Raw genomic sequence first — 19,396 nt, forward strand, 5'->3', positions numbered from 1 at the left:
CTTTCAACGTCGGTTTGCCAGTGGGCGAGTCGATGACGCTTTTGGTGATTGATGGGTTTGGCGGTCGTTTCAGCGGGCTGGGGGTCATCGCCAATCGAATTCTGGAAGGAAGAGAGGACGCCTATCACGGATCACTGCTCACTTCCAATCCCGCTGAGCTGGTGATCCGCGTCACTCCCACTTCGGTCAAAGTCACCTGCGATGGGAAGCAGATCGTCAATTGGACCGGCAACGCATCTGAGCTGACAATTCGCCGTCAATTCTGGAACTACCGAGACGACGCCATCTTTCTGGGGAGCTGGAATTCCGAATTCATTCTTCGGTCAGCCACGATACGTTCTCTCTGAAAAAAGCGTGGCAGGTTGACGGGGCAACCGGCAGCAACCGGGGCTGGCTGAGCAATCCGTCGATTATGGCCGTTCGTGACCGCAAGACATCTTTGGAGCCTTTCGGTGTCCTGGAGCCCGCCGCCTGGGTCGGTCGGTACCGGCTGGTAGTGAGTGCGTTCGCGTGACGCCTGTCGGCGGCTGAGAAAGGGCCGTGACCAACGCGACGGCCAAGCGTTTCGCGAATTTCCTGACGGTATGCCCCCAGAGTGCCTGCGGACGTTGCCAGGCGGTCAAGTATCGGTGGGGCGATTTCGGAAATGACGCCTCGCTTGCAAGGATGAAGCTGGTGACCGGTCCAGTCGATGAGTTGCGGGTATTCGGCCAGGGTTGTGGACAGGCCGATTACGGGGCTCAGTCATCCGGTTCCTGTCACCCTGGCGACGAAATGAGACGCCGATTCGACCGGAAAAAGTCCTGAGTTGCGGTCTTGCTGATTCCATCGCGCTGCGAAACGCCTCTTCGGATAAGCTCGACGCGTTGTGCCCACGGACCGGCGGCAGCGCATGAGCCGCGACAGCGAGAACCAGAAGTCCGCCGGAAATACAACGGCAGCCTGTTCTGGAGTCTGCGGCACGCAGATTCGGTGGCTGTCGAAGCCCGGAGACAGACACACTGAGGAGAAATTTGCCTGACTTAGGATGCTTCCCGAAATCTGCAGCACGTCAACCCGAATCAGCTCCCGACATTATGACCACGATCCCTAGTCACCCGTGGTCCGAAACCGGAGTGTACTTCAAAGGATCTCGAGCCGGTCCTACAACTCGTCAGTCTATGATTGCGTCATCATCGCAGGTTCTTCTTCATGTCAAATCCGCCCGATCCGTTTCAGCGCACCGTGAACGCTCGCATCGGCACTGCGCTGTTGACACTGGCGGGTGCGCTGTCTGTGCTGATTTTCCTGGACCGTGCGACGTCCATTGCTGTTCCGTTTCCGGGGATCTGGTATCGCAGTCGCGGGTTGCACCTGGTGCTGTGCATTGGTCTGTATGTGCTGGCGTGGCTGACGCTGAGAAATGCGTCGGATCCGCCGGATGACGAACACGCCGGAACGGTGCCATTGTCGTTTCGTTCGGTTCGGATGTTTACGAAGCACCACTGCGAATTGTGCGACCGCCGACAGAAGTGCTCGCGGCGATTCCGAGATCAACTGCCGGACGTCGAAGTCATTGACATTGAAGGCGACGCGGAACTGCAGCGGAGATTCGGCGAATGGGTTCCCGTCGTTGAAATCGACGGCGAAGTGAGGTTTCGCGGTTCCGTGAATGCAGCCCTGCTGGAACGGATGATCGAAGCAAAACAGAATCAGCTCCGCCGAATGGCGGCAGACAGGGAAACGGCGTGAACACGCTGGGAATCTTCGCGAAGCATCCGGAACGCGGGACGGTCAAGACTCGACTGGCGGCGGCGATTGGGAACAGTTCCGCGGCCGAGTTGTACGCGGCGTTTGTGCGTGATCTGACCAAACGCTGTGGCACGTTGACAGATGTGTTATGTGTGGCGGTAACTCCGGAATCCGAAGCCGCGCGCAACTGGTTTACGCCGCTGCTGAGTACGAACGCCGCGCTGGAGTTTCAGCCCGGCGGAGACCTTGGGGAACGCATCGGCTGGTTCTTCGAAAGCAGGGCAGGGCGGGGCAGCGGACGCAGCGTGCTGATCGGTTCGGACAGCCCTGATCTGCCGGATGAGCTGATTCGTCAGGCGTTCGCTGAGCTCGACACGCATGACGTCGTGCTGGGACCCGCCACCGACGGAGGATTTGTGCTTGTCGGTATGAAGCAGCCGCCGGGGACGCTGTTTGACGGCATTCGCTGGAGTCAGCCGACGACCCTGTTCGACCTGCTTCGGGCAGCGGCGAGACAGCACCTGTCGACGGTCCTGTTGCAGCCGTGGTACGACATCGACACGATCGAGAACCTTGGCACGCTGCGTGCGCTGCAACATGGGGAAGTCGCGGGGAACCTTCAGCCGGCGAAGTGTCCGCGAACGGCTGAAGTGCTGTCGGGGTTGTCGATGTTCTGACGCCCTGAGTGTAGACGTTTATCCGTCGCGTGAAGCAGGCAACCGGCGGATTTGGGGATCGTTTGGGCGTTCGCGGCTCATTACCAGGATTCATCAGGCCCGGTGAGCCGAATTCTCAACGGGCGCAAGCCGAATCCGCCTGAGTCGCGTTTGGCCCGCCCAGCGGATGCTCTATACTTCGCCGCCAGCGGACCCAGCGACATTCGACGGAACCTGACCATGACCAGTGACGAAATCAACCTGACCGGCTCACGCGTGCTGATTGCAGATGACAATGAACAGAATCGCGAACTGCTGGACGCGTACCTGTCGGACGAAGGCTACGAGATCCTGATGGCGAACGATGGTCATCAGACGCTGCAGGCGGTCGAACAGCAGCACCCCGATCTGATTCTGCTGGATATCATGATGCCTCGGATGAGCGGCTATGAGGTCTGCGAGCAGCTTAAGGCCGATGCGGAAACTCGCGACATTCCGGTTCTGATGGTGACAGCGCTGAATGAAATGGGCGACATCGAAAAAGCGGTCGAAGCGGGCTGCGACGACTTCCTGACCAAGCCGGTCAATCAACTGGAACTGAAGACCCGCGTGCGTTCGCTGCTGCGAGTCCGCCATTTGGCCAGCGAACGTGACCGATTGCTGGCTTACCTGCACGAAATGGAACAGCAGGTCCTGCAGGTGCGCGGCGGCTGACGCGAACGTACCGCGTCCGTGCGACGGACGCCGGTTTCCGCCTTTGCATTCAACGGGCAACCAGTCCCGCGGGATGCCCCACTTTCCGCACCGTCTGAACGCAATGTCTGCCGAACCATCGTCCACTGAGTGTGCCGCAGCTGCTTCCGATTCTGTTCGCGTGTTCCTGAAGAAGCGGAAAGCTCAGCCGTTTTTCGGTCGGCATCCGTGGGTGTTCGCCGGAGCAATCGACCGGATCGAAACAGAGGGGCAGGGCACCGACGGAATCCTTCCCGGAACACCAGCGGAACTTTGGTCGCACGAAGGCCGGTTCATCGCTCACGGGCTGGTCAATCCGCACAGCAACATTCGGATGCGGCTGTATTCCTGGGAGCAGGCTCGCCCGATCGGAACGGACCTCTTCCGCGACCGCATCCGGTACGCCGTGGAACTGCGACGCGGATTGTTCGATCTTCGATCCGACTCAACCGGCTGTCGGCTGATCTTCAGCGAGTCCGACCAGCTTTCCGGTCTGACAGTGGACCTGTATTCCGGATTCCTGCTGGTGCAGTTCACCAGCCTTGCGCTGTACGAACATCGTCAGCCGATCCTGGAATCGCTGACGGCCGAGTTGTCACCGCGGGGAATCTGGCTGCGAACGGAGAAGGGCATGAGAGAAGCCGAGCGTCTGGAAGCCGTGGACGGGCTCATCGCCGGCGAAGAACCGCCTCGTCCGCTGTTCATTGAAGAACACGGCGTGCAGTATGGCGTCGACGTGCAGCAGGGCCAGAAGACGGGCAGCTATCTGGATCAGCGGGACAATCGGCTGGCGGCGGCCCGGTACACGAGTGGTCATCGCGTGCTGGATGCGTTTTGCTTTTCCGGCGGATTCGGAATTACGGCCGTGAAGCTTGGCGGTGCGGTTTCGGTCCTGGGATTGGATTCCTCCGAATCCGCGCTGACACTCGCATCGGCGAATGCCGAACTGAACAGCGTCGCCGACCGATGTGAGTTTCGGCGGGGCGACGTTCATGAAGTGCTGGCGGAATTGGCGGAGCAGGGCAGGGTGTTTGACACCGTGATCCTTGACCCGCCGCGCATGGCCCGCACGCGCGGTGGCCTGCCAAGGGCGATCAAGGGGTACCTGCGGCTGAACACCGCGGCGCTGCGCGTCCTGCGGCCGGGCGGAATGCTGGTGACGTGCAGTTGCTCGGGGCTGCTGCCGATGACGGATTTTCAGGAAGTTGTGGGCGAGGTTTCGCGATCCACAGGCCGGACGATTCAGGTCCTGGAAAAGCGAACGCAGCCGGCGGACCATCCCGTCGCGGTGACATGCCCCGAATCCGAATACCTGAAGATGCTGATCTGCCGCGTTGACTGACGGACGGCAGAGCGGACTTCGACACGCTACGGCGATTCCGCCTGTTTCGCGGACCGCGACAGTTTGATCAGGACGTCATCCAGTTCCTTCAGACCTCGTTCCCGGTCGATTTCGTAAAGGCCGCTGCGATAGTGAACGACGCTGCCTTCCGGCGAAACAACCACCCACAACGGCAGATCGCCGTTGTCCTCGCGAGGATCCCCGAGTGCTCGCAGCAGAGAACCGTTGTCGTAGCCGATGGGATAGCTGAGGTTCATGAACTCAATCAGCTTTCGAGCACTTCTGCGACCGGCGGCAACGCTGCTTTGCTGCTGCAAGGCAGGGTTCGTGGAAACGCCGATCACTTCAACCCTGGCCGATTTGCGCCGGCCCGCCAGAAAATCCAGATAGCCGATCTGGCCGTAGGGTTCCGTCAAAGGCTTGTCGGTGTACTTCCAGAAGTGCAGCACAATCGTCTTGCCCTTCATCGACTCGGAAGAAACGGTACCGCCGCTGACCAGGCTGAGTGAAAACTCGGGAGCGGGCTGATTCAGCAACTGCTGTTGTCGCTCGACTGATCGGGCAACGCGCTGCTGCTGGCGGTCGGCGTCACGGTCGATCCGTGCCACCAGCTCCTGCAACGGCGTGTCACCGGCCAGGATCCGAATTTCTTCCAGTGCTTCAGACGCAACTTGCGTCTGTCGCGGAGACAGTTCACCGGACTGCGAATTCGGCTGTCGTCCGATCGCCGCCTGCAGTTCCAGCAGGGCGGAAGCAAGCACGGCTGTTCGTTCCGCCACATCGGATTCCATTGGTTCATCGAGGGTCCGGCTGATCGACAGTTCGAATGGATCTCCCTGTCCCATGAAAACGCGCTGCCGTGCTTCGCGCAGCAGGCCGCTGGCTTCGTCAACCAGAAGCGATTGCCGCCGACCGCGCTGCTCCGTGGCTTCGACTTGCAGACACGGCGCACCGTCGACCGTTTCGCTTCCCGAAACTTCGAACTTCCACCGGTCGGTGACCCACGAAGGATTCGCTTTCGAATCCGCCGGAAGATCCAGCCGCAGCGAAGGCAGCGGCAGGTCGAACGGCGTGCCTTCGTATTCGTAGACCAGACGAGGCGACGGTCGCGAGGAATTGTCATCCAGGCGTCCAAAACTTTCCGGCCACGGACAACCTGCGCGTTCGTCATCAAGGACGCAGAAAAATGCGAGCGGGGAAGTCATCAGCAGCACTTCAAAACGTCGCAGAATCTGAACCTTTCCGTCAGATTCCGGCTTTGCCAGAGAGCCCTGGAAGCGGATCAGCCTGGCGTCGCCGGCGAAGGTTTTCGAGGAGGTCACCAGGCACAGCAGGATCGCTGACACGAAAAGAGGCGCCGAAAAACGTTCCATGAAAGTTCCTGTGTGATGAATCAGGGGAATGCCGGGGGGCAGGAAAAAATCGGCGGCTGTGATTTTTCCGCATAGCGGAATCGGCCGAAAAGGTCGCGTGTTCGTATCGCGGACGAATCGTTGCGAATTCACAACGATTCCAACTATCCCACAAAGATGTCACCCGGACAATGCCCGGTTGCGCCGCGGCAATCGTCGTGCAACCACAGCAGCAACTTCGTCCGGCGAGATTACCCGTCGCAAAATGCGGTACCATCGGACTATACTGGGGCCGGTTCAATAGATCGCCGTCAGACGTTTCGAACAAGAATCAAAGGGTGAGTGTTGTGGCTGAAGGAATTCAGACCGTCGGTGGTTACGAATTGCGTAACTGCGTTGCGACGGGAAGTTCGACGCAGATCTGGGAAGTCAACGAAGTGGGCAGCACGGCTCAACTGGCCATGAAGCTGCTGCTGCCGGACGCTCACAAGGAAGTCGAACAGAAGGCGATTCTGAAGCATGAATTCAAAGTCGGACGTTCGCTGGACCATCCGTCGTTTCTGAAGTTTTACAAGATCGAAGTCAACCGCGATCACGGTTTCTTCGTGATGGATTACTTTCGATCGCCAAGCCTGAAGTCGCAGATCACCAGCAGCCGTGCCAGCGTTCAGTCGTGTTTTAAGAAGCTGTCCGAATCGCTTTGTCTGGCGTACCAGTATCTGCACGATCAGGGCTGGCTGCATCGGGACGTGAAGCCCGACAACATTCTGGTGAACAAGACGGGCGAAGCTCGCGTGATCGACTTTTCGCTTTCCGCGCGGGCGAAAGGCAAGCTGGCGGTCATGTTGTCCGGTAAGCAGAAGGCGATTCAGGGCACGCGGACGTATATCGCTCCGGAGACAATTCTGAAGAAGGCACCCACATTTCTGACGGACCAGTACAGCCTTGGCGTCACGTTCTATGAAGTGCTGACCGGCGTGCCGCCGTTTGCCGGAACGTCTCCCAACGATCTGCTGAAAAAGCACATCGCCGACAAGCCTCAGGAACCGTCGCTGCTGAATCCGAACGTGACACCGGAACTCGACCGGATCATCGTGCAGATGCTGGCCAAGAAACCGGATCAGCGGTTCGGAAGTATGCAGGAAGTGGCTTCGGCCCTTCGCGGCATCAAACCGTTTAAGGAAGATCCCGTCCAGCTGCAGGAACGCCAGCAGCGTGAAGCCAAAGAAAAGCAGGCGGCATCCGTCGACAAGCGACTCGACAGCCGCGCCGATGCCGAACGCGTGGCGATGGGCATCGAGGCACCCATGAAACCGAAGAAACGCGCGCCGACCGCGGCGATGCTGAAGGAAATGAAAAAGCTGGAGGCCGAAAAGCAGAGGCAAGAGCAGAAGAAGGGCCTGGCGGGACAACCGCAACAGCCGATGATGCCCGGCTTCGCTCCGGGCTACATGCCGGGAATGATGCCGATGCAGATGCCATACGGCCAGGCAATGCCGCAGATGCCGTACCCCGGTTCGATGGCACCCGGAATGTACCCGCCAGCGCAGTATCCCGGTCAGCCGATGCCTGGACAGCCGATGCCTGGTCAGATGATGCCTGGTCAGATGATGCCTGGTCAACAAGTGCCCGGTCAGCCAATGCCGGGACAGCAGGTGTCCCCGCAGCACGCACCGGGACAGCATCCGTCCGAACCGCAGTCGGTACCGACACAATCGGGTCCGGCGGCGACTCAGCAGCAGAAGCCCCCGCAGCAGCAGGCACCGCAGATTCGCCTGCCGCTGGACCGACCGGAGGCTCCAAGGCCGGCGCCGGAAGCGGCGCATCTGGAAGAAGCGACCGCTGACGACCTGGCCGCCTTCATGGAAGGCCTGGACGTCGACTGATCGATCCCGCAGGATCGAAGGGATCAACGGTTCCCGAGGATCCCTGTTCCCGGACGCCACCGGTTCATCTACAGTTCCGCGGCGACAGTTCATGACATTGCGGAACGTACCAAAGAACTCACATGGCACCGATGCACCAATTGGCGTTTGAAAAGCCCATCTACGAACTCGAAGACCAGCTCGCGAAACTGGAGTCACAGCCGAATCCCACCGCGGCCGTTCAGGAGAGCATCCGCAGAATGCGCGTGGAACTGACTCAGGTCACGCGCGAGCGCTACGACAACCTGGATCCGTGGGAGGTTGTGCAGGTATCGCGGCACCCGGAACGGCCGCAGACTCCCGATTACATCGAATTGGTCTTTGACGAATTCGTCGAACTGCACGGCGACAAATCCTTCGGTGATGATCGGGCACTGATCACGGGCTTTGCCAAGCTCGACGGGCGAAAGGTCATGCTGGTCGGCCACCAGAAAGGCCGCACGCTGAAGGAACGCAACGAGTGTCTTTACGGCTGTGCTCACCCGGAAGGATATCGCAAGGCGATGTCGAAGATGGAAATGGCATCACGTTACGGCCTGCCGATCATCTGTCTGATCGACACTCCCGGCGCCTTTCCCGGCGTCGAAGCCGAAGAACGCGGGCAGGCCTACAACATCGCCGTGAACCTGCGGGACATGTCGACTCTGGAAGTTCCGATTGTCTGCGTGGTGATCGGCGAAGGCGGTTCCGGCGGAGCTCTTGGCATCGGAATTGGCGATCATGTCGCAGTGCTTCAATTCGCTTATTACTCGGTGATCAGCCCGGAAGGTTGTGCCGGCATCCTGTGGAAGCACAAAAGACATGCTGACAAGGCTGCCAAGGCACTTCGGTTTACCAGCAAAGATCTGCTGACAATGGGCATCGTCGACGAGATCGTTCCGGAACCGCTAGGCGGAGCTCACCGGAATCATCGCCAGATGGCAACGTCGCTGAAAGGCAGTCTGTGCGCCGCACTGCAGCGGTTCGATCGGTTCACGCCGGAGCAGCTTGTGGAACACCGCTACAACCGATTTCGGAATATCGGCGTATTCGAAGAAGGCGCCGTTTAACAAACTCCGTGCCGTTTTTCCGGCACCGCTCGCTGCCGTATGACCGGAGCCGTTGGCAGGGCGGCCGCGACTGGCAGGAGCCGAATTGCCCGGTCGTTGTGGCGCGGATCAAACGGCGCGACACCGCGTTCCGCGATGTGTTGAGCGGGGTTCGGCAGTCAAAGGAGCCGGGGCAATGATTGCCGACCAACCGTACTTATCGAACGCCGCATCAGGACGTCCCGGCGGCATTGTTCAGCGGGCCTGATGAGCGAGCACAGCCGCTTTTTCGAGAACCGCCAACGTCCGATAATGTCCGTTATGTTAGGTTAATGCCGATTTCCAGCGGTTTTCACCGGGCCGTTTTTCCGCTCTCTCACGGTGCCCGGTTGCTGCGGACGGTCGCTTGCCGGATGCTTCCGCCACTCACAGTGACTGCTTCAGACGCTGCTGCAGATCGAAACTCAACTGGCTGAGCGACACCTTCGCCCGGGCAAGCTGTCGCAGAATTCGTTCGTCGATCCGTGTGTTGACACTGGTTCCCGGGTCCGGATCGTTTTGCTGCATCGTCAGGTCCGAATACCAGTCATCGAGCACGGCCTTCTGCACGCTGGCCGGTACGCCGGCCAGATGCTCCTGAGTCTGCCGGACGATTGTCTGGCGGTCGCCGTAGAGGTCGCCGATGCGAGTCAACACGCTGGTGTCGATTCCGCCCTTCGCAGTGCCCTGCCCGCCGACGGCATTCATAAATCCGCCGACAACACTCTGCACTTCATCCGGAAACGAGCGGCTGAGTTCGCTGGCCAGTTGACGCTTCTGTTCCGGCGTCGAGGCGTTCCAGCGATCCTGGATTTGTTGCCCGATTTGCTGCTGCAGCGACTGAGGTACCAGCCGCAATACTTCCTGCAACGTTGGTGCTGATTGCGAACCTGTCCCGCCGGAGGTCCCGCCGCCTGTCAGACCGGAATTGCTGGTCCCGCCGAAGGCACCTCCCAGCAGATCGGGAAAACTGAACTCACCGCTGCCGGCCGGCTCGTTCGAATTTCCGGCCGCCGTGTCCGATTCGGGAACGGCTCCCGTCGGGCCGCCGAAAATCTCCGGGAACGATGTTTCATGACCGAGTTGTTCGTGGATCGGACGCAGTCCTTCCTTGTACTTCGCCAGGCTCTCCTTCAGCAACGGGTGCGAATCGTCCGGGGTCCACGGCTCGATGCTATCCAGAATCAGACACGCGACATAACCAGTCTTTGAGACCAGAATCGTTTCCCGCAGAGATTCGGCCAGAGTGACACCGAAGAAGGTCACAACCAGCGCGATGACAACGCCTTTCAGCAGGCCGAACAGCCCTCCCAGTTGACGGTCGAAGTCTTTCAATTTCGCGGCATCGATCCAGCCATGCAGCACACGCGCGGCTGCGAATGATGCCAGTGAGAACCCGACGTACAGCACAAACATCGCAATCCAGTGTTTCAGCGGCTGCTCGACACCAATCATCGGTTCGATCGTCGGCGACAACTGGTCGGCGAACTTGAAACACAGGACCAGTGCAACGATCCATGCCAGTTGAGACACGAGTCCCCGCGACGCGCCGCTCCACGCGGTGTAGATCAGAATCGCAACAATGACAAAGTCGTACCAGACCATGAATTTCGCTCGCCGGGGATTCGTTCGCGCAACTTCTCCACGAAGGGCAGAGTATAGGCGGACTGCGACAAACGCGAAAAGAGCGTTTCCCGGCGTTGCTGCGGGCGGACATTCTCTCCAGCCCTGCGAGTCGGCGCACTCGGCGGACTTGCGAAAGAAAACCATGCTCAGATCGTCTTCAGGCTGTCCAGCAGCAGCGTGACCGGACCGTCGTTGACGAGTTCCACCTGCATCTGAGCTTGAAAGGTACCTGTTTCCGTGGGAACTCCGTGTCCTCGCAATTCGGCGACGAAACTTCGGTAAAGGCTCTCCGCCTTCCACGGTGCGGCCGCTTCCACGAAGCTCGGACGACGCCCCTTGCGGCAATCGCCGTACAGCGTGAACTGGCTGACCACCAGCGCGGCGCCGCCGACGTCCTTCAGGTCAAGATTCATCTTCTCGTCGGCGTCTTCGAACACCCGCAGCCCGGCGACTTTGCCGGCCATCCAGATCACATCCTGCTGCGTATCCTCAATGCCGATTCCCACCAGAACAAGAAAGCCGCGATCGATGGAGCCCACGACTTCGCCGTCGACGGTGACTGAGGCACGGGAAACTCGCTGAACGACGGCACGCATGATTCAAACCGAAAAGCAACGGACACTTTAACTCGACAAAAGGGCAAGGCAGGGCGGAAGCGTATCCGCCACTTGATCCGGACGGAAGTTCGTGACGTAGTGCGACTCATTCGCAGCCCGTCGCAAACACCGAACACGGTGGACGACTGCCGTAGTGCACATCGTGGATCGAACTCGTCACGTCACCTGCGTGGCGTTTCGAACGGCATGCGGATTCCACGTCACGCTTCAGCGCCAACGCGATCACACGTGAGCCCATCCAGGCGGATCCGCGGTTCGCGATCCAGCAGCAGGTCGGCCAGAATCTGCCCGCTGCCAGGCGACATCTGCAGTCCGGAACGAAAGTGCCCTGCTGCGACAAACATGTTGTCGTACCCCGGAACCTGGCCGAGATACGGAAGTTCGCTCGGAGAACCGGGGCGAAGTCCGGACCACGACCGCACAACCTCCGCGCTGCGAAGATCGGAAACCAGGCTCTCAGCAAACCGCAGCAGACCACTCACCCCTTCGGCCGTATTCCGTTTTACAAATCCAACGTGTTCTTCGGTCGAACCGACAAGAATCAGACCGTCCGGGCGCGGCACCAGATAACGACGGCCCTGTTCGATAACGCAGGTAAACGGCAACCGCTGGACCCGCAACTGAACCATCTGACCTCGCACGGGCTTCACCGGCAGCACGAAGCCGAGCGGTTCCAGCAGATGACGCGTCCAGGCTCCGGCGGTGACGCAGATGCGATCGGCGTGGAACTGATGCTCCGCAGAAGTGGCCTCGGCGCGGCATTCACCAACCGAGCGAAGTCGCAGTCCTTCCGCATGTTCGATGATGTTCACGCCGGCCATGCGGCAGGCGGCTGTCAGAGCCTTCAGGTGTCGCGGGTTTCGTGCTTGTGCGAAGTCCGGCAGCCAGACGCCGCTGTCGAAGTCGTCGTTGAGCCCGACTACGTGAGACCTCATATCGGACTTTGCGATTCGTTCCGCCCGGATGGCTTCCTTCTGCCATGCCGCGAACTGTTGCTCGAACTCACCGCGTTCCGCTTCGTGGCACAGTTCCAAAGCACCACAGACTCGAAAGCCGTTGTCGATGCCCGTGCGTTCGAACAGCAAACGCGACAAGTCTGACCACAGCGTGTGGCTGTAAGAACGCAAACGGGATTCCGGGCTTTCAGCGTTCGCGGGATTTCCCGGCGGCAGCATTCCGGCGCCGGCCCAGGAGGCTTCGCGGCCGACCTGTCGGCGATCAGCGACGATCACGGAGACGCCCTGCTCCGCCAGCCTCAGCGCGGTCGTCAGGCCGATGACACCGCCGCCGACAATCAAGATGTCTGAGGTCGAAGAGTTCACGAATCGATGACTTGCCTTTTGCTGACCACACGCGTTCGCAGGTTCCGGCCATCCGAATCAGCGCTGATCGGCGCGGAATTGTATCGACGACGGATCTGCGAGTCAGGCGGCCCGGAGGAGATCACGCTGCCGCCGTCGATGGGGATCGTCAACTGCGATGCGGTCCGTTTGAAGCGAAGAGAACGCCGTCCGCGGTCAGTCGCGAGGCGCGCCGTCCTCGCCCGATGTTGCCGAAGTGCCGCGTTCGGAACCGCCGGAGCCGGCATCTTCCGCGACGGATGAACGTTCCGTCGCGGCTGTGTCCGGCGCAGCGGCAGCAGCGTCGCCCACTTGTGAGTCAGCAGGAGTCGTGCTGCCGCCAGGCGTTGTCCCCGCAGCGGACGTCTGCGGTACGGAAAGCTGAAACTCTTCGATCAGTTCCTGCCGGCGCTGTGCGACTGCCCGGTCGAATTCGGACAGCACATCCATCGCGCGGTCACGGCTTGTCACCAGTCCGATGATCAGATACTGCGTGATTGCCATCAGATAGCACACCCAGCCGACCATCCATCGTTCCCAGTGACGTCGGTAGTCCCGGTAGTCGGTCGCCATGTCCTGGATTTCTGCAGCATTGTCCGCGAGCAGTGTCGCGGCCATCGCGTTTTGCGGCGCACCGGCGGCTCCGATCGGCTGCACGATCGCCCAGTTCAGCATCGTGGAGTTCTGCGTGACAGTTTCCCGGGCCTGAATCAGGTCCGGAAGTTCGGCTCCCACGATCGCGCACATCATCGCCAGAACGGGAGACAGGCGGTTCAGGTGCTGACAGACCAGCCCTTTCGCGAACTTCCACTTCAGGCGCCAGAACTCCCGAAAGAAGCTTCTGCCGGGTTTGATCTTCGGCGGCCCCGGATGGATCACGGCAAACAATTCCTGGTCCGGCATCGCTTCGATCACGCCGATGGCCAGCATCAGCCGCAGCCCCATCGTCAGCCAGTCCATGCGGTCCATCCAGTCGAGCCGTTCCATCCAGCTAAACAGCAGGTGCTCCATGTTGGCACTCGCCGCCAGCAGCAACAGAGCTCCGCGAAACCACTGTTCCAGATCCTTCTCCAGCTCGTCGTCCAGATCCTGCAGCCGAAATACTCTCCGCATGATGAAGCGGAAAATCGGAATCGCGATCACACCGACAATCACGCGGGTCACCGGGCGCAGCACCGACTTGAACAGCGGAAGGTTCATGAGTGCTCGAAAAACGCTGCCCACGGAAAGTTGTTGCTTTGCTGAAAAGAATCGCGTTGGTGGTTGGCAGAGAAGCCGAGGAACAGGCTCGCAGTGCAAGGTCATGCCCGCGCCGTGTCCCGTCATTTCCGCGCCGTGTCCCGTCACGTCATACCCGTGCAGGCAGGAACCCAGTGCGCGCGGCTGGGTTCCCGCCTGCGCGGGAATGACGCATCGCCTGAGCGGGAACTACGGGACACAGCGCGGAAACAACGGGGCGCCTGAGCGGAAATGACGCGTTCCGCGGACGCACCGCGGTCAACGCACACACCGCCCGGACAAGACAAGCCCCGGTCCCGGAATGTATCCTCTGCAGCCGATTCAAACCACAGGCGTTCGCTGCGCAACGCACACGCACCCATCACAGGATCAGCCAAATGTTCGGCATGGCCGGAGAAACGGAATTTGACCTGCGTTTTCAACTGCTGGGGATTCCGGTACGAGTCCACCCGCTGTTCTGGCTGATGGGAGCCGTCATGGGCTGGTCTCCCGACAGGCCGGACCACATGTTCCTCTGGGTGCTGGCCGTCTTCGTTTCGATTCTGGTGCATGAAATGGGCCATGCCGTCATGTTTCGACGCTACGGTTATCGCGGCGAGATTGTCCTGTACATGATGGGCGGTTATGCGACCGGCGGTGTGTTGCCGACATGGAAGAACATCATTGTCTGCGCCGCCGGCCCCGTCGCGGGCTTCATCCTTGCCGGGCTGGTGATTTTGTTCGGTCGAGTGGCTCCGCAGACTCTGTTCATCCAGTACGAAGCCGCTCTCGTGCTCTACAGCTATCTGGTCTTCATCAACATCTGGTGGGGACTGATTAATCTGCTTCCCTGCATGCCACTCGATGGTGGCCAGATCATGCAGTCGCTGGTACTTCGATACTGGCCGCGACGCGGAATCGAAAAAGTCCTGTGGATTTCCATCATCACAGCGGGCGGCCTGGCTCTGTACGGCGCCAGTATCCAGTCACGCTACATGATGATCCTGTTCGGAATCCTGTGCGCTCAGCATGTCATCGCACTGAATGAGCGGAACTCTTTCCGATAGCGTGTGCCGACAGACACTGGCCAGGTTGCCGAACACGACCGCCCTGCCCTGCCGACTCAACGATCCATTCAATCGGAGCCGAAGGGTTCCCGCAGCAGCCGTTTTGGCGACACACCGCCAACGACCAGCGTTACAAGGTAGACCGCCACGGCCACGGCCATCGGTCCCGCAACCAGCAGACCTCTCGACACAATGTCGTCGCCGACGGATTCCGATTGATCCAGCCAGGCCAGAGTCCCCATGCCGGCGGCTGTCATCAGCGCCGTTCCAGGCAGACTTCTCCAAAGGATGGCGGACAGATGGCGGCGACAGCGCGACAGATACGCTCTGCGGCGAAGGACTTCCAGTGCCAAACCGAGCTGAAACAGTGTGGCGATGACGCTGGCCAGAGCCAGGGCGGGACCGCCGCAGAGCGGTATCAGCGCAAAGCTGAACACCAGATTCATTCCAACACAAGTCAAACCCTGCCGCATCGGCGTGTGTCGGTCGCCGGTCGCGTAGAACACACGGTTCACGATCAGCAGGGCGCAGAAGATCCAGACGCCGACTCCGTGAGCAGCGATCATCCGTGACGTCAGAATCGCGTCGGCGGCAGAGAACTGTCCGTGACGGAACAGCAGGCTGGTGATGGGCTCCGCCATGAAACACAGGCCGGCGCTGGCCGGAATTCCAACAACCGTCACAAGCTGCAGGCCGTGAAGGATATCCCGGGTCAGCAATTGAGTATCACCTTCGCGCGCGTGTCTGGCGAACCGCGGAAACAGTACGGTGCTGAGCGCGATGCCAAACACACCCATCGGAAACTGAAACAGCCGCTGACCGAGATACAGCGCCGAAGCGCAGCCTTCCGGAAGCCGAAAATGGCGCAGTGATTCGGCTTTCAGGCCCGACGTTTCCGGGACCAGCAGCCACGCCAGAGCGCTGTCCACCAGAGTATTGATCTGCATGATGGACAAGCCCAACAGCACCGGCATCATGGCCCGAAAAACGGCAGTCGCGCGCTCGGCAGAGTCAGCGTCCGCATCCGGCGACGGTCTCCATCGGATCCGAAGCCCGAACCGGCGAGCCCACGCCTGACTGAGCAAGAGCTGCACGATTCCCCCGAGCAGAATGCAGACCGCAATCGTCCTGGCTTCGTGGACATCAACGTCAATCAGCCACGCGGCCAGAAGTCCACCGATCAGCCAGACAATGTTCAGAGCAACCGGCACCAGAGCCGGAATGACGAAATGCTGAACAGCGTTAAGCCCCGCACTCAGAGTCGCCGCGATGCAGATCAGCACGGCGTACGGCATCATCAGGATTGCCAGTTCGCACAGCACCTGATTGCGTTCCGTCAGATTCCCGAACAGCCACGCCAGCAACAGGACTGCTTCGATGGCAAGGATCGTCGTACCGAGAATCCGGATCAGTCGGTAAGCAACTTCGGCAAACAGATCGGCGGCCGCCTGTCGTCCGTGCGTCTGATCGACGGCGACGAATTCCGGAAGCAGGGCCGCCGTGACCGCTCCTTCCCCGAATAATCGCCGAAACATGTTGGGCACGCGAAACGCCACGGTAAACGCGTCCAGCACCCATCCGGTTCCGAACAGCGAAGCCATCAGCGCGTCGCGCGCCAATCCGGTGATGCGACTGACCAGCGTCAGCAGACTGACGGCCTTCAGCCCCGCAAGAGTCGAACCGGATTTTTCTGGGCCTTCCATGCCGGGTTCGATGAATGGAAGTGACGGTCGGGTCGAACAGTCATGACGACAGATCACGGTCCGCGGCGTCTGACTGCGAAGTCGCCTCGCGCAGCGTTCTCAGGACGGGCGCCACTTCGTCGAACACCGCCGGAATCGTACTAACCGCTGAGCCGCTTCTTCAGTCGTCGTTGAGCGGCGATGCGCTTCACGATTTCGTCGGCCAGCACTCCAATCAGAATCACGGAACCGATGATTGCGAATTCCAGACTGCCGGAAATTTTCAGCAACACGATCAGGTTGTTCAGAATCTGCATGACCGCTGTGCCGATGACAACGCCGACGATCGATCCTTCACCACCTCGCAGACTGCAGCCTCCCAGCACGGCCGCGGCGATGGCGTACAGTTCAAAGAAGTTGCCGAAGCTTGAAGGCGAGATCGACAGCGAATCGAGAGCGAACAGCATGCCGCCGACAGCCGCCATCGATGTACAGATAACGTAGGCCATCAGCGTGACACGACCTGTGTTGATCCCGCTGAACCGCGCCGCTTCCTCATTGCGTCCCAAAGCCAGCAGGTAACGGCCCCAGATCGTGCGATTCAGAACCACGGCCGCGACGATGCCGATCACCGCGAGAAAAAAGAAGGGAAACGGAATTCCGAATGTCTCTCCGGCGGAATCTGAGTACACGGTCAGACGTCCGCTTCCAAGCTGAGCCAGGCCGTCCGCGTATTCGCCGAAGCCGGCTGGATTGTCGTCCGTCAGCCAGCGTGAAAGCCCGCGGTAAATCAACAGACCACACAGCGTCACGACAAACGGCTGCAGCCGCGCTCGCGTGACCAGCAGACCGTGAATCAGCCCAAGACAGCCGGCGATGGCCAGCACAGTCAGCAGCGCCACCGGAACCGGCATCCGCTGGTGCCGTTTCAGTGGAATCGCCAGCCATTCATCCGTCAGCCGATCACCCGGATCATTGCGAATGAAGACCGTAGTTTCCGACTCAGACCGTTCGACCGCTGTGATCTCTTCCGTCTTGAGCCCGGACGTCGGATGCACCAGAGTCAACTGATCACGCCGACGCAGGTCATGATCTCCCGCGATGACAATTCTCGCGCCGTGAGCATCACCTTCGCCACCGAGACGTTCGACCTGCCGTATCGGAACCGTCCGGGCGATTTCCCCCTGAACGTCGTCGCGTGACAGTGGTTCCCGGACAGTGACGACCGTGCCATTGACCGATTCCACAGTGAACAATCCCGTCGCCGCGCGGCGACCACCGGAATAGCGAATTTGATCTCCCGGTTGCAATTGAGGAATCGGTGTCGCCGTCGTTATTGACGACTCCGATGCCGACACCGCAGTGACCGTCCCGGACACCGGTGCCCGGTATTCGACGTGCAAAAACATGGCCAGCAGCACGCCCGACAGACACACCATCGATCCGATCGAAAGATCGATTCCGCCGGAAATGATCACGAACGAAACGCCGATGCCCAGGATCCCGTACAGCGCCGTTCGGCTGAGCAGGTTCTGAATGTTGCCCGCCTGCAGAAAGTTCGAGCTGCCGATGTTGTACCACGGGTCCGACGTCGCAAACGACATGAACGCGCACAGAACAATCAGTAGCCCGAAAATGCCGAGGATCTTGCCCTTCATAGAAGCTGTCTTTCAACCTGGTGCCGGTTGTTCACCGGGGTTGGAGCTATGCTGCGGCATTTGCTCCGGTCGCCAGCTGCATCACGTTTTCTTCCGTCAGTTCCGTGCGGGACAGTTCGCCCGTCAGGCGTCCTTCGTGCATCACCAGAGCCCTGTCGCTCATGCCGATGATCTCTTCCATCTCGCTGCTGACAAACAGGATCGCCATGCCCTGCCCCGCCAGTTCGTCCATCAGTTGATAGATTTCCTGTTTGGCTCCCACATCGATGCCGCGAGTCGGCTCATCCAGCAGAAGAACTTTGGGATTCAACGCCAGCCATTTCCCCAGCACGATCTTCTGCTGATTCCCACCGGACAGATTCTGGACGATCTGCATGTCGTCGGGCGTCTTCACCCGCAGTCGCTGCACCATCGAACGAGTGTCGTCGGTCTCTTTGCGGAAGTTAAGGAATCCCGCACGTGATGCGTAGCGCCGCAGCCCCGGCAGTCCGATGTTGTGGCGAATGGCCATTTCCAGAACCAGGCCCTGCTGCTTGCGGTCTTCCGGAACCAGGGCGATACCGGCTTCAATCGCGTTCAGCGGTGATTCCAGCCGAACCGCGGACCCGGCAACCCGAATGCTGCCGGCCAGCGGCTGATCGACGCCAAACAGAGTTCTCAGCATTTCCGTCCGGCCGGCTCCCACCAGGCCGGCCAGCCCCACGATTTCTCCGGCACGCACCTGAAACGACAGGCGATGAGCGGGCCAGGTTGACGTCACCAGGTCGCGGACTTCAATCGCCGGTTCACCCGGCTGGTGCGGCTGGCGAACATAAAAACGGGAAACGTCGCGGCCCACCATCAGGCGAACCAGGCTGTCGTGATTAACCTCAGAACGCGGCAGATCGCCGGCATTCTCACCGTCCCGCAACACGGTGACTCGATCGGACAGATCCTGCACTTCGGCCAGGCGGTGTGAGATGTAAAGAATGCTGACACCGTTTTTTCGAAGGTCGCGGATGACTTCAAAAAGCCGCTCGGACTCACCCGCTGAAAGGCTGGACGTCGGCTCGTCCATGATCAGCACCCGAGCGTTAATGGACAGGGCCTTGGCGATCTCGACCAACTGCTGCTGACCGATCGTCAGTTCGCTGACCAGCGTCGCGGGTGACACATTAAGTCCAACGCGTTTCAGGTATTCCGCGGACCTGCGGTGGATCTCAGCTTCGTCAATCAATCCTCGCCGCAGCGGTTCTCTGCCCAGAAAGATGTTCCCGCCGACCTGCAGGTTGTCGGCGAGATTCAATTCCTGATGGATCAGTGCGATGCCATGATCGAGCCGCTTCGCTGACGCTGTGGAATTCAACAGTCTGTCCGTCCAGCAGTATCTGACCGGAATCCTGC

16 protein-coding genes are annotated in these 19,396 nt (G+C 60.1%); 8 read left to right on the plus strand and 8 right to left on the minus strand.

Annotated elements, in window-relative coordinates; genetic code table 11:
• From R3C19_04040 to R3C19_04060, 5 genes are all read left to right on the plus strand, one after another.
• Window positions 1–347: hypothetical protein (locus R3C19_04040; GenBank protein ID MEZ6059514.1), on the plus strand; the 347-nt coding region annotated here is incomplete at its 5' end.
• A gap of 844 nt (window positions 348–1,191) precedes the next feature.
• Entirely contained in the window at window positions 1,192–1,731 is a 540-nt protein-coding gene (locus tag R3C19_04045; protein ID MEZ6059515.1) for a glutaredoxin family protein, read from the plus strand.
• A complete protein-coding gene (locus R3C19_04050; protein MEZ6059516.1) occupies window positions 1,728–2,408 on the plus strand; it encodes a TIGR04282 family arsenosugar biosynthesis glycosyltransferase in 681 nt (226 codons plus the stop codon). Before R3C19_04045 ends, R3C19_04050 begins: the two co-directional genes overlap by 4 nt.
• 219 nt (window positions 2,409–2,627) lie before the next feature.
• Window positions 2,628–3,101 (plus strand): response regulator, encoded by a 474-nt coding sequence (locus tag R3C19_04055; protein ID MEZ6059517.1) that lies wholly within the window; start codon window positions 2,628–2,630, stop codon window positions 3,099–3,101.
• A 103-nt stretch (window positions 3,102–3,204) separates the two neighbouring features.
• Complete coding sequence (locus tag R3C19_04060) at window positions 3,205–4,461, plus strand: class I SAM-dependent rRNA methyltransferase (protein ID MEZ6059518.1); 1,257 nt, start codon at window positions 3,205–3,207, stop codon at window positions 4,459–4,461.
• Window positions 4,462–4,487: 26 nt separating this feature from the next.
• Here the strand turns inward: R3C19_04060 and R3C19_04065 are convergent, their stop codons facing one another.
• The gene (locus R3C19_04065) at window positions 4,488–5,834 is read right to left on the minus strand and encodes a TlpA disulfide reductase family protein (GenBank protein MEZ6059519.1); all 1,347 of its coding nucleotides are present in this window, start codon (window positions 5,832–5,834) and stop codon (window positions 4,488–4,490) included.
• A 326-nt stretch (window positions 5,835–6,160) separates the two neighbouring features.
• Between R3C19_04065 and R3C19_04070 the strand changes: the two genes are divergently transcribed.
• Window positions 6,161–7,699, plus strand: coding sequence for a protein kinase (locus tag R3C19_04070; GenBank protein ID MEZ6059520.1), 1,539 nt, complete (start codon window positions 6,161–6,163; stop codon window positions 7,697–7,699).
• 122 nt (window positions 7,700–7,821) lie between these two features.
• Window positions 7,822–8,787, plus strand: a complete 966-nt coding sequence (locus R3C19_04075; protein MEZ6059521.1) for an acetyl-CoA carboxylase carboxyltransferase subunit alpha — start codon at window positions 7,822–7,824, stop codon at window positions 8,785–8,787.
• 405 nt (window positions 8,788–9,192) lie between these two features.
• Here the strand turns inward: R3C19_04075 and R3C19_04080 are convergent, their stop codons facing one another.
• From R3C19_04080 to R3C19_04095, 4 genes are all read right to left on the minus strand, one after another.
• Window positions 9,193–10,410, minus strand: coding sequence for a CvpA family protein (locus tag R3C19_04080; GenBank protein ID MEZ6059522.1), 1,218 nt, complete (start codon window positions 10,408–10,410; stop codon window positions 9,193–9,195).
• Between the two features lie 167 nt (window positions 10,411–10,577).
• Window positions 10,578–11,027, minus strand: a complete 450-nt coding sequence (dtd, locus tag R3C19_04085) for a D-aminoacyl-tRNA deacylase (GenBank protein ID MEZ6059523.1) — start codon at window positions 11,025–11,027, stop codon at window positions 10,578–10,580.
• Between the two features lie 221 nt (window positions 11,028–11,248).
• On the minus strand, window positions 11,249–12,370 hold the full coding sequence (thiO, locus tag R3C19_04090; GenBank protein MEZ6059524.1) for a glycine oxidase ThiO: 1,122 nt from the start codon (window positions 12,368–12,370) through the stop codon (window positions 11,249–11,251).
• A 195-nt stretch (window positions 12,371–12,565) separates the two neighbouring features.
• Window positions 12,566–13,612 (minus strand): hypothetical protein, encoded by a 1,047-nt coding sequence (locus tag R3C19_04095; GenBank protein ID MEZ6059525.1) that lies wholly within the window; start codon window positions 13,610–13,612, stop codon window positions 12,566–12,568.
• 392 nt (window positions 13,613–14,004) lie between these two features.
• On the opposite strand from R3C19_04095, the gene R3C19_04100 reads away from it, so the two are divergent.
• Window positions 14,005–14,673, plus strand: coding sequence for a site-2 protease family protein (locus R3C19_04100; GenBank protein ID MEZ6059526.1), 669 nt, complete (start codon window positions 14,005–14,007; stop codon window positions 14,671–14,673).
• Window positions 14,674–14,741: 68 nt separating this feature from the next.
• On the opposite strand, the gene murJ is transcribed toward R3C19_04100, so the two are convergent.
• From murJ to R3C19_04115, 3 genes are all read right to left on the minus strand, one after another.
• On the minus strand, window positions 14,742–16,376 hold the full coding sequence (gene murJ, locus R3C19_04105) for a murein biosynthesis integral membrane protein MurJ (protein ID MEZ6059527.1): 1,635 nt from the start codon (window positions 16,374–16,376) through the stop codon (window positions 14,742–14,744).
• A gap of 140 nt (window positions 16,377–16,516) precedes the next feature.
• A complete protein-coding gene (locus R3C19_04110; GenBank protein ID MEZ6059528.1) occupies window positions 16,517–18,013 on the minus strand; it encodes an ABC transporter permease in 1,497 nt (498 codons plus the stop codon).
• 46 nt (window positions 18,014–18,059) lie between these two features.
• Entirely contained in the window at window positions 18,060–19,358 is a 1,299-nt protein-coding gene (locus R3C19_04115) for a sugar ABC transporter ATP-binding protein (GenBank protein ID MEZ6059529.1), read from the minus strand.
• Window positions 19,359–19,396: the final 38 nt, after the last annotated feature.

It is taken from the genome of Planctomycetaceae bacterium (genome assembly GCA_041398785.1).
Lineage (GTDB): Bacteria > Planctomycetota > Planctomycetia > Planctomycetales > Planctomycetaceae > JAWKUA01.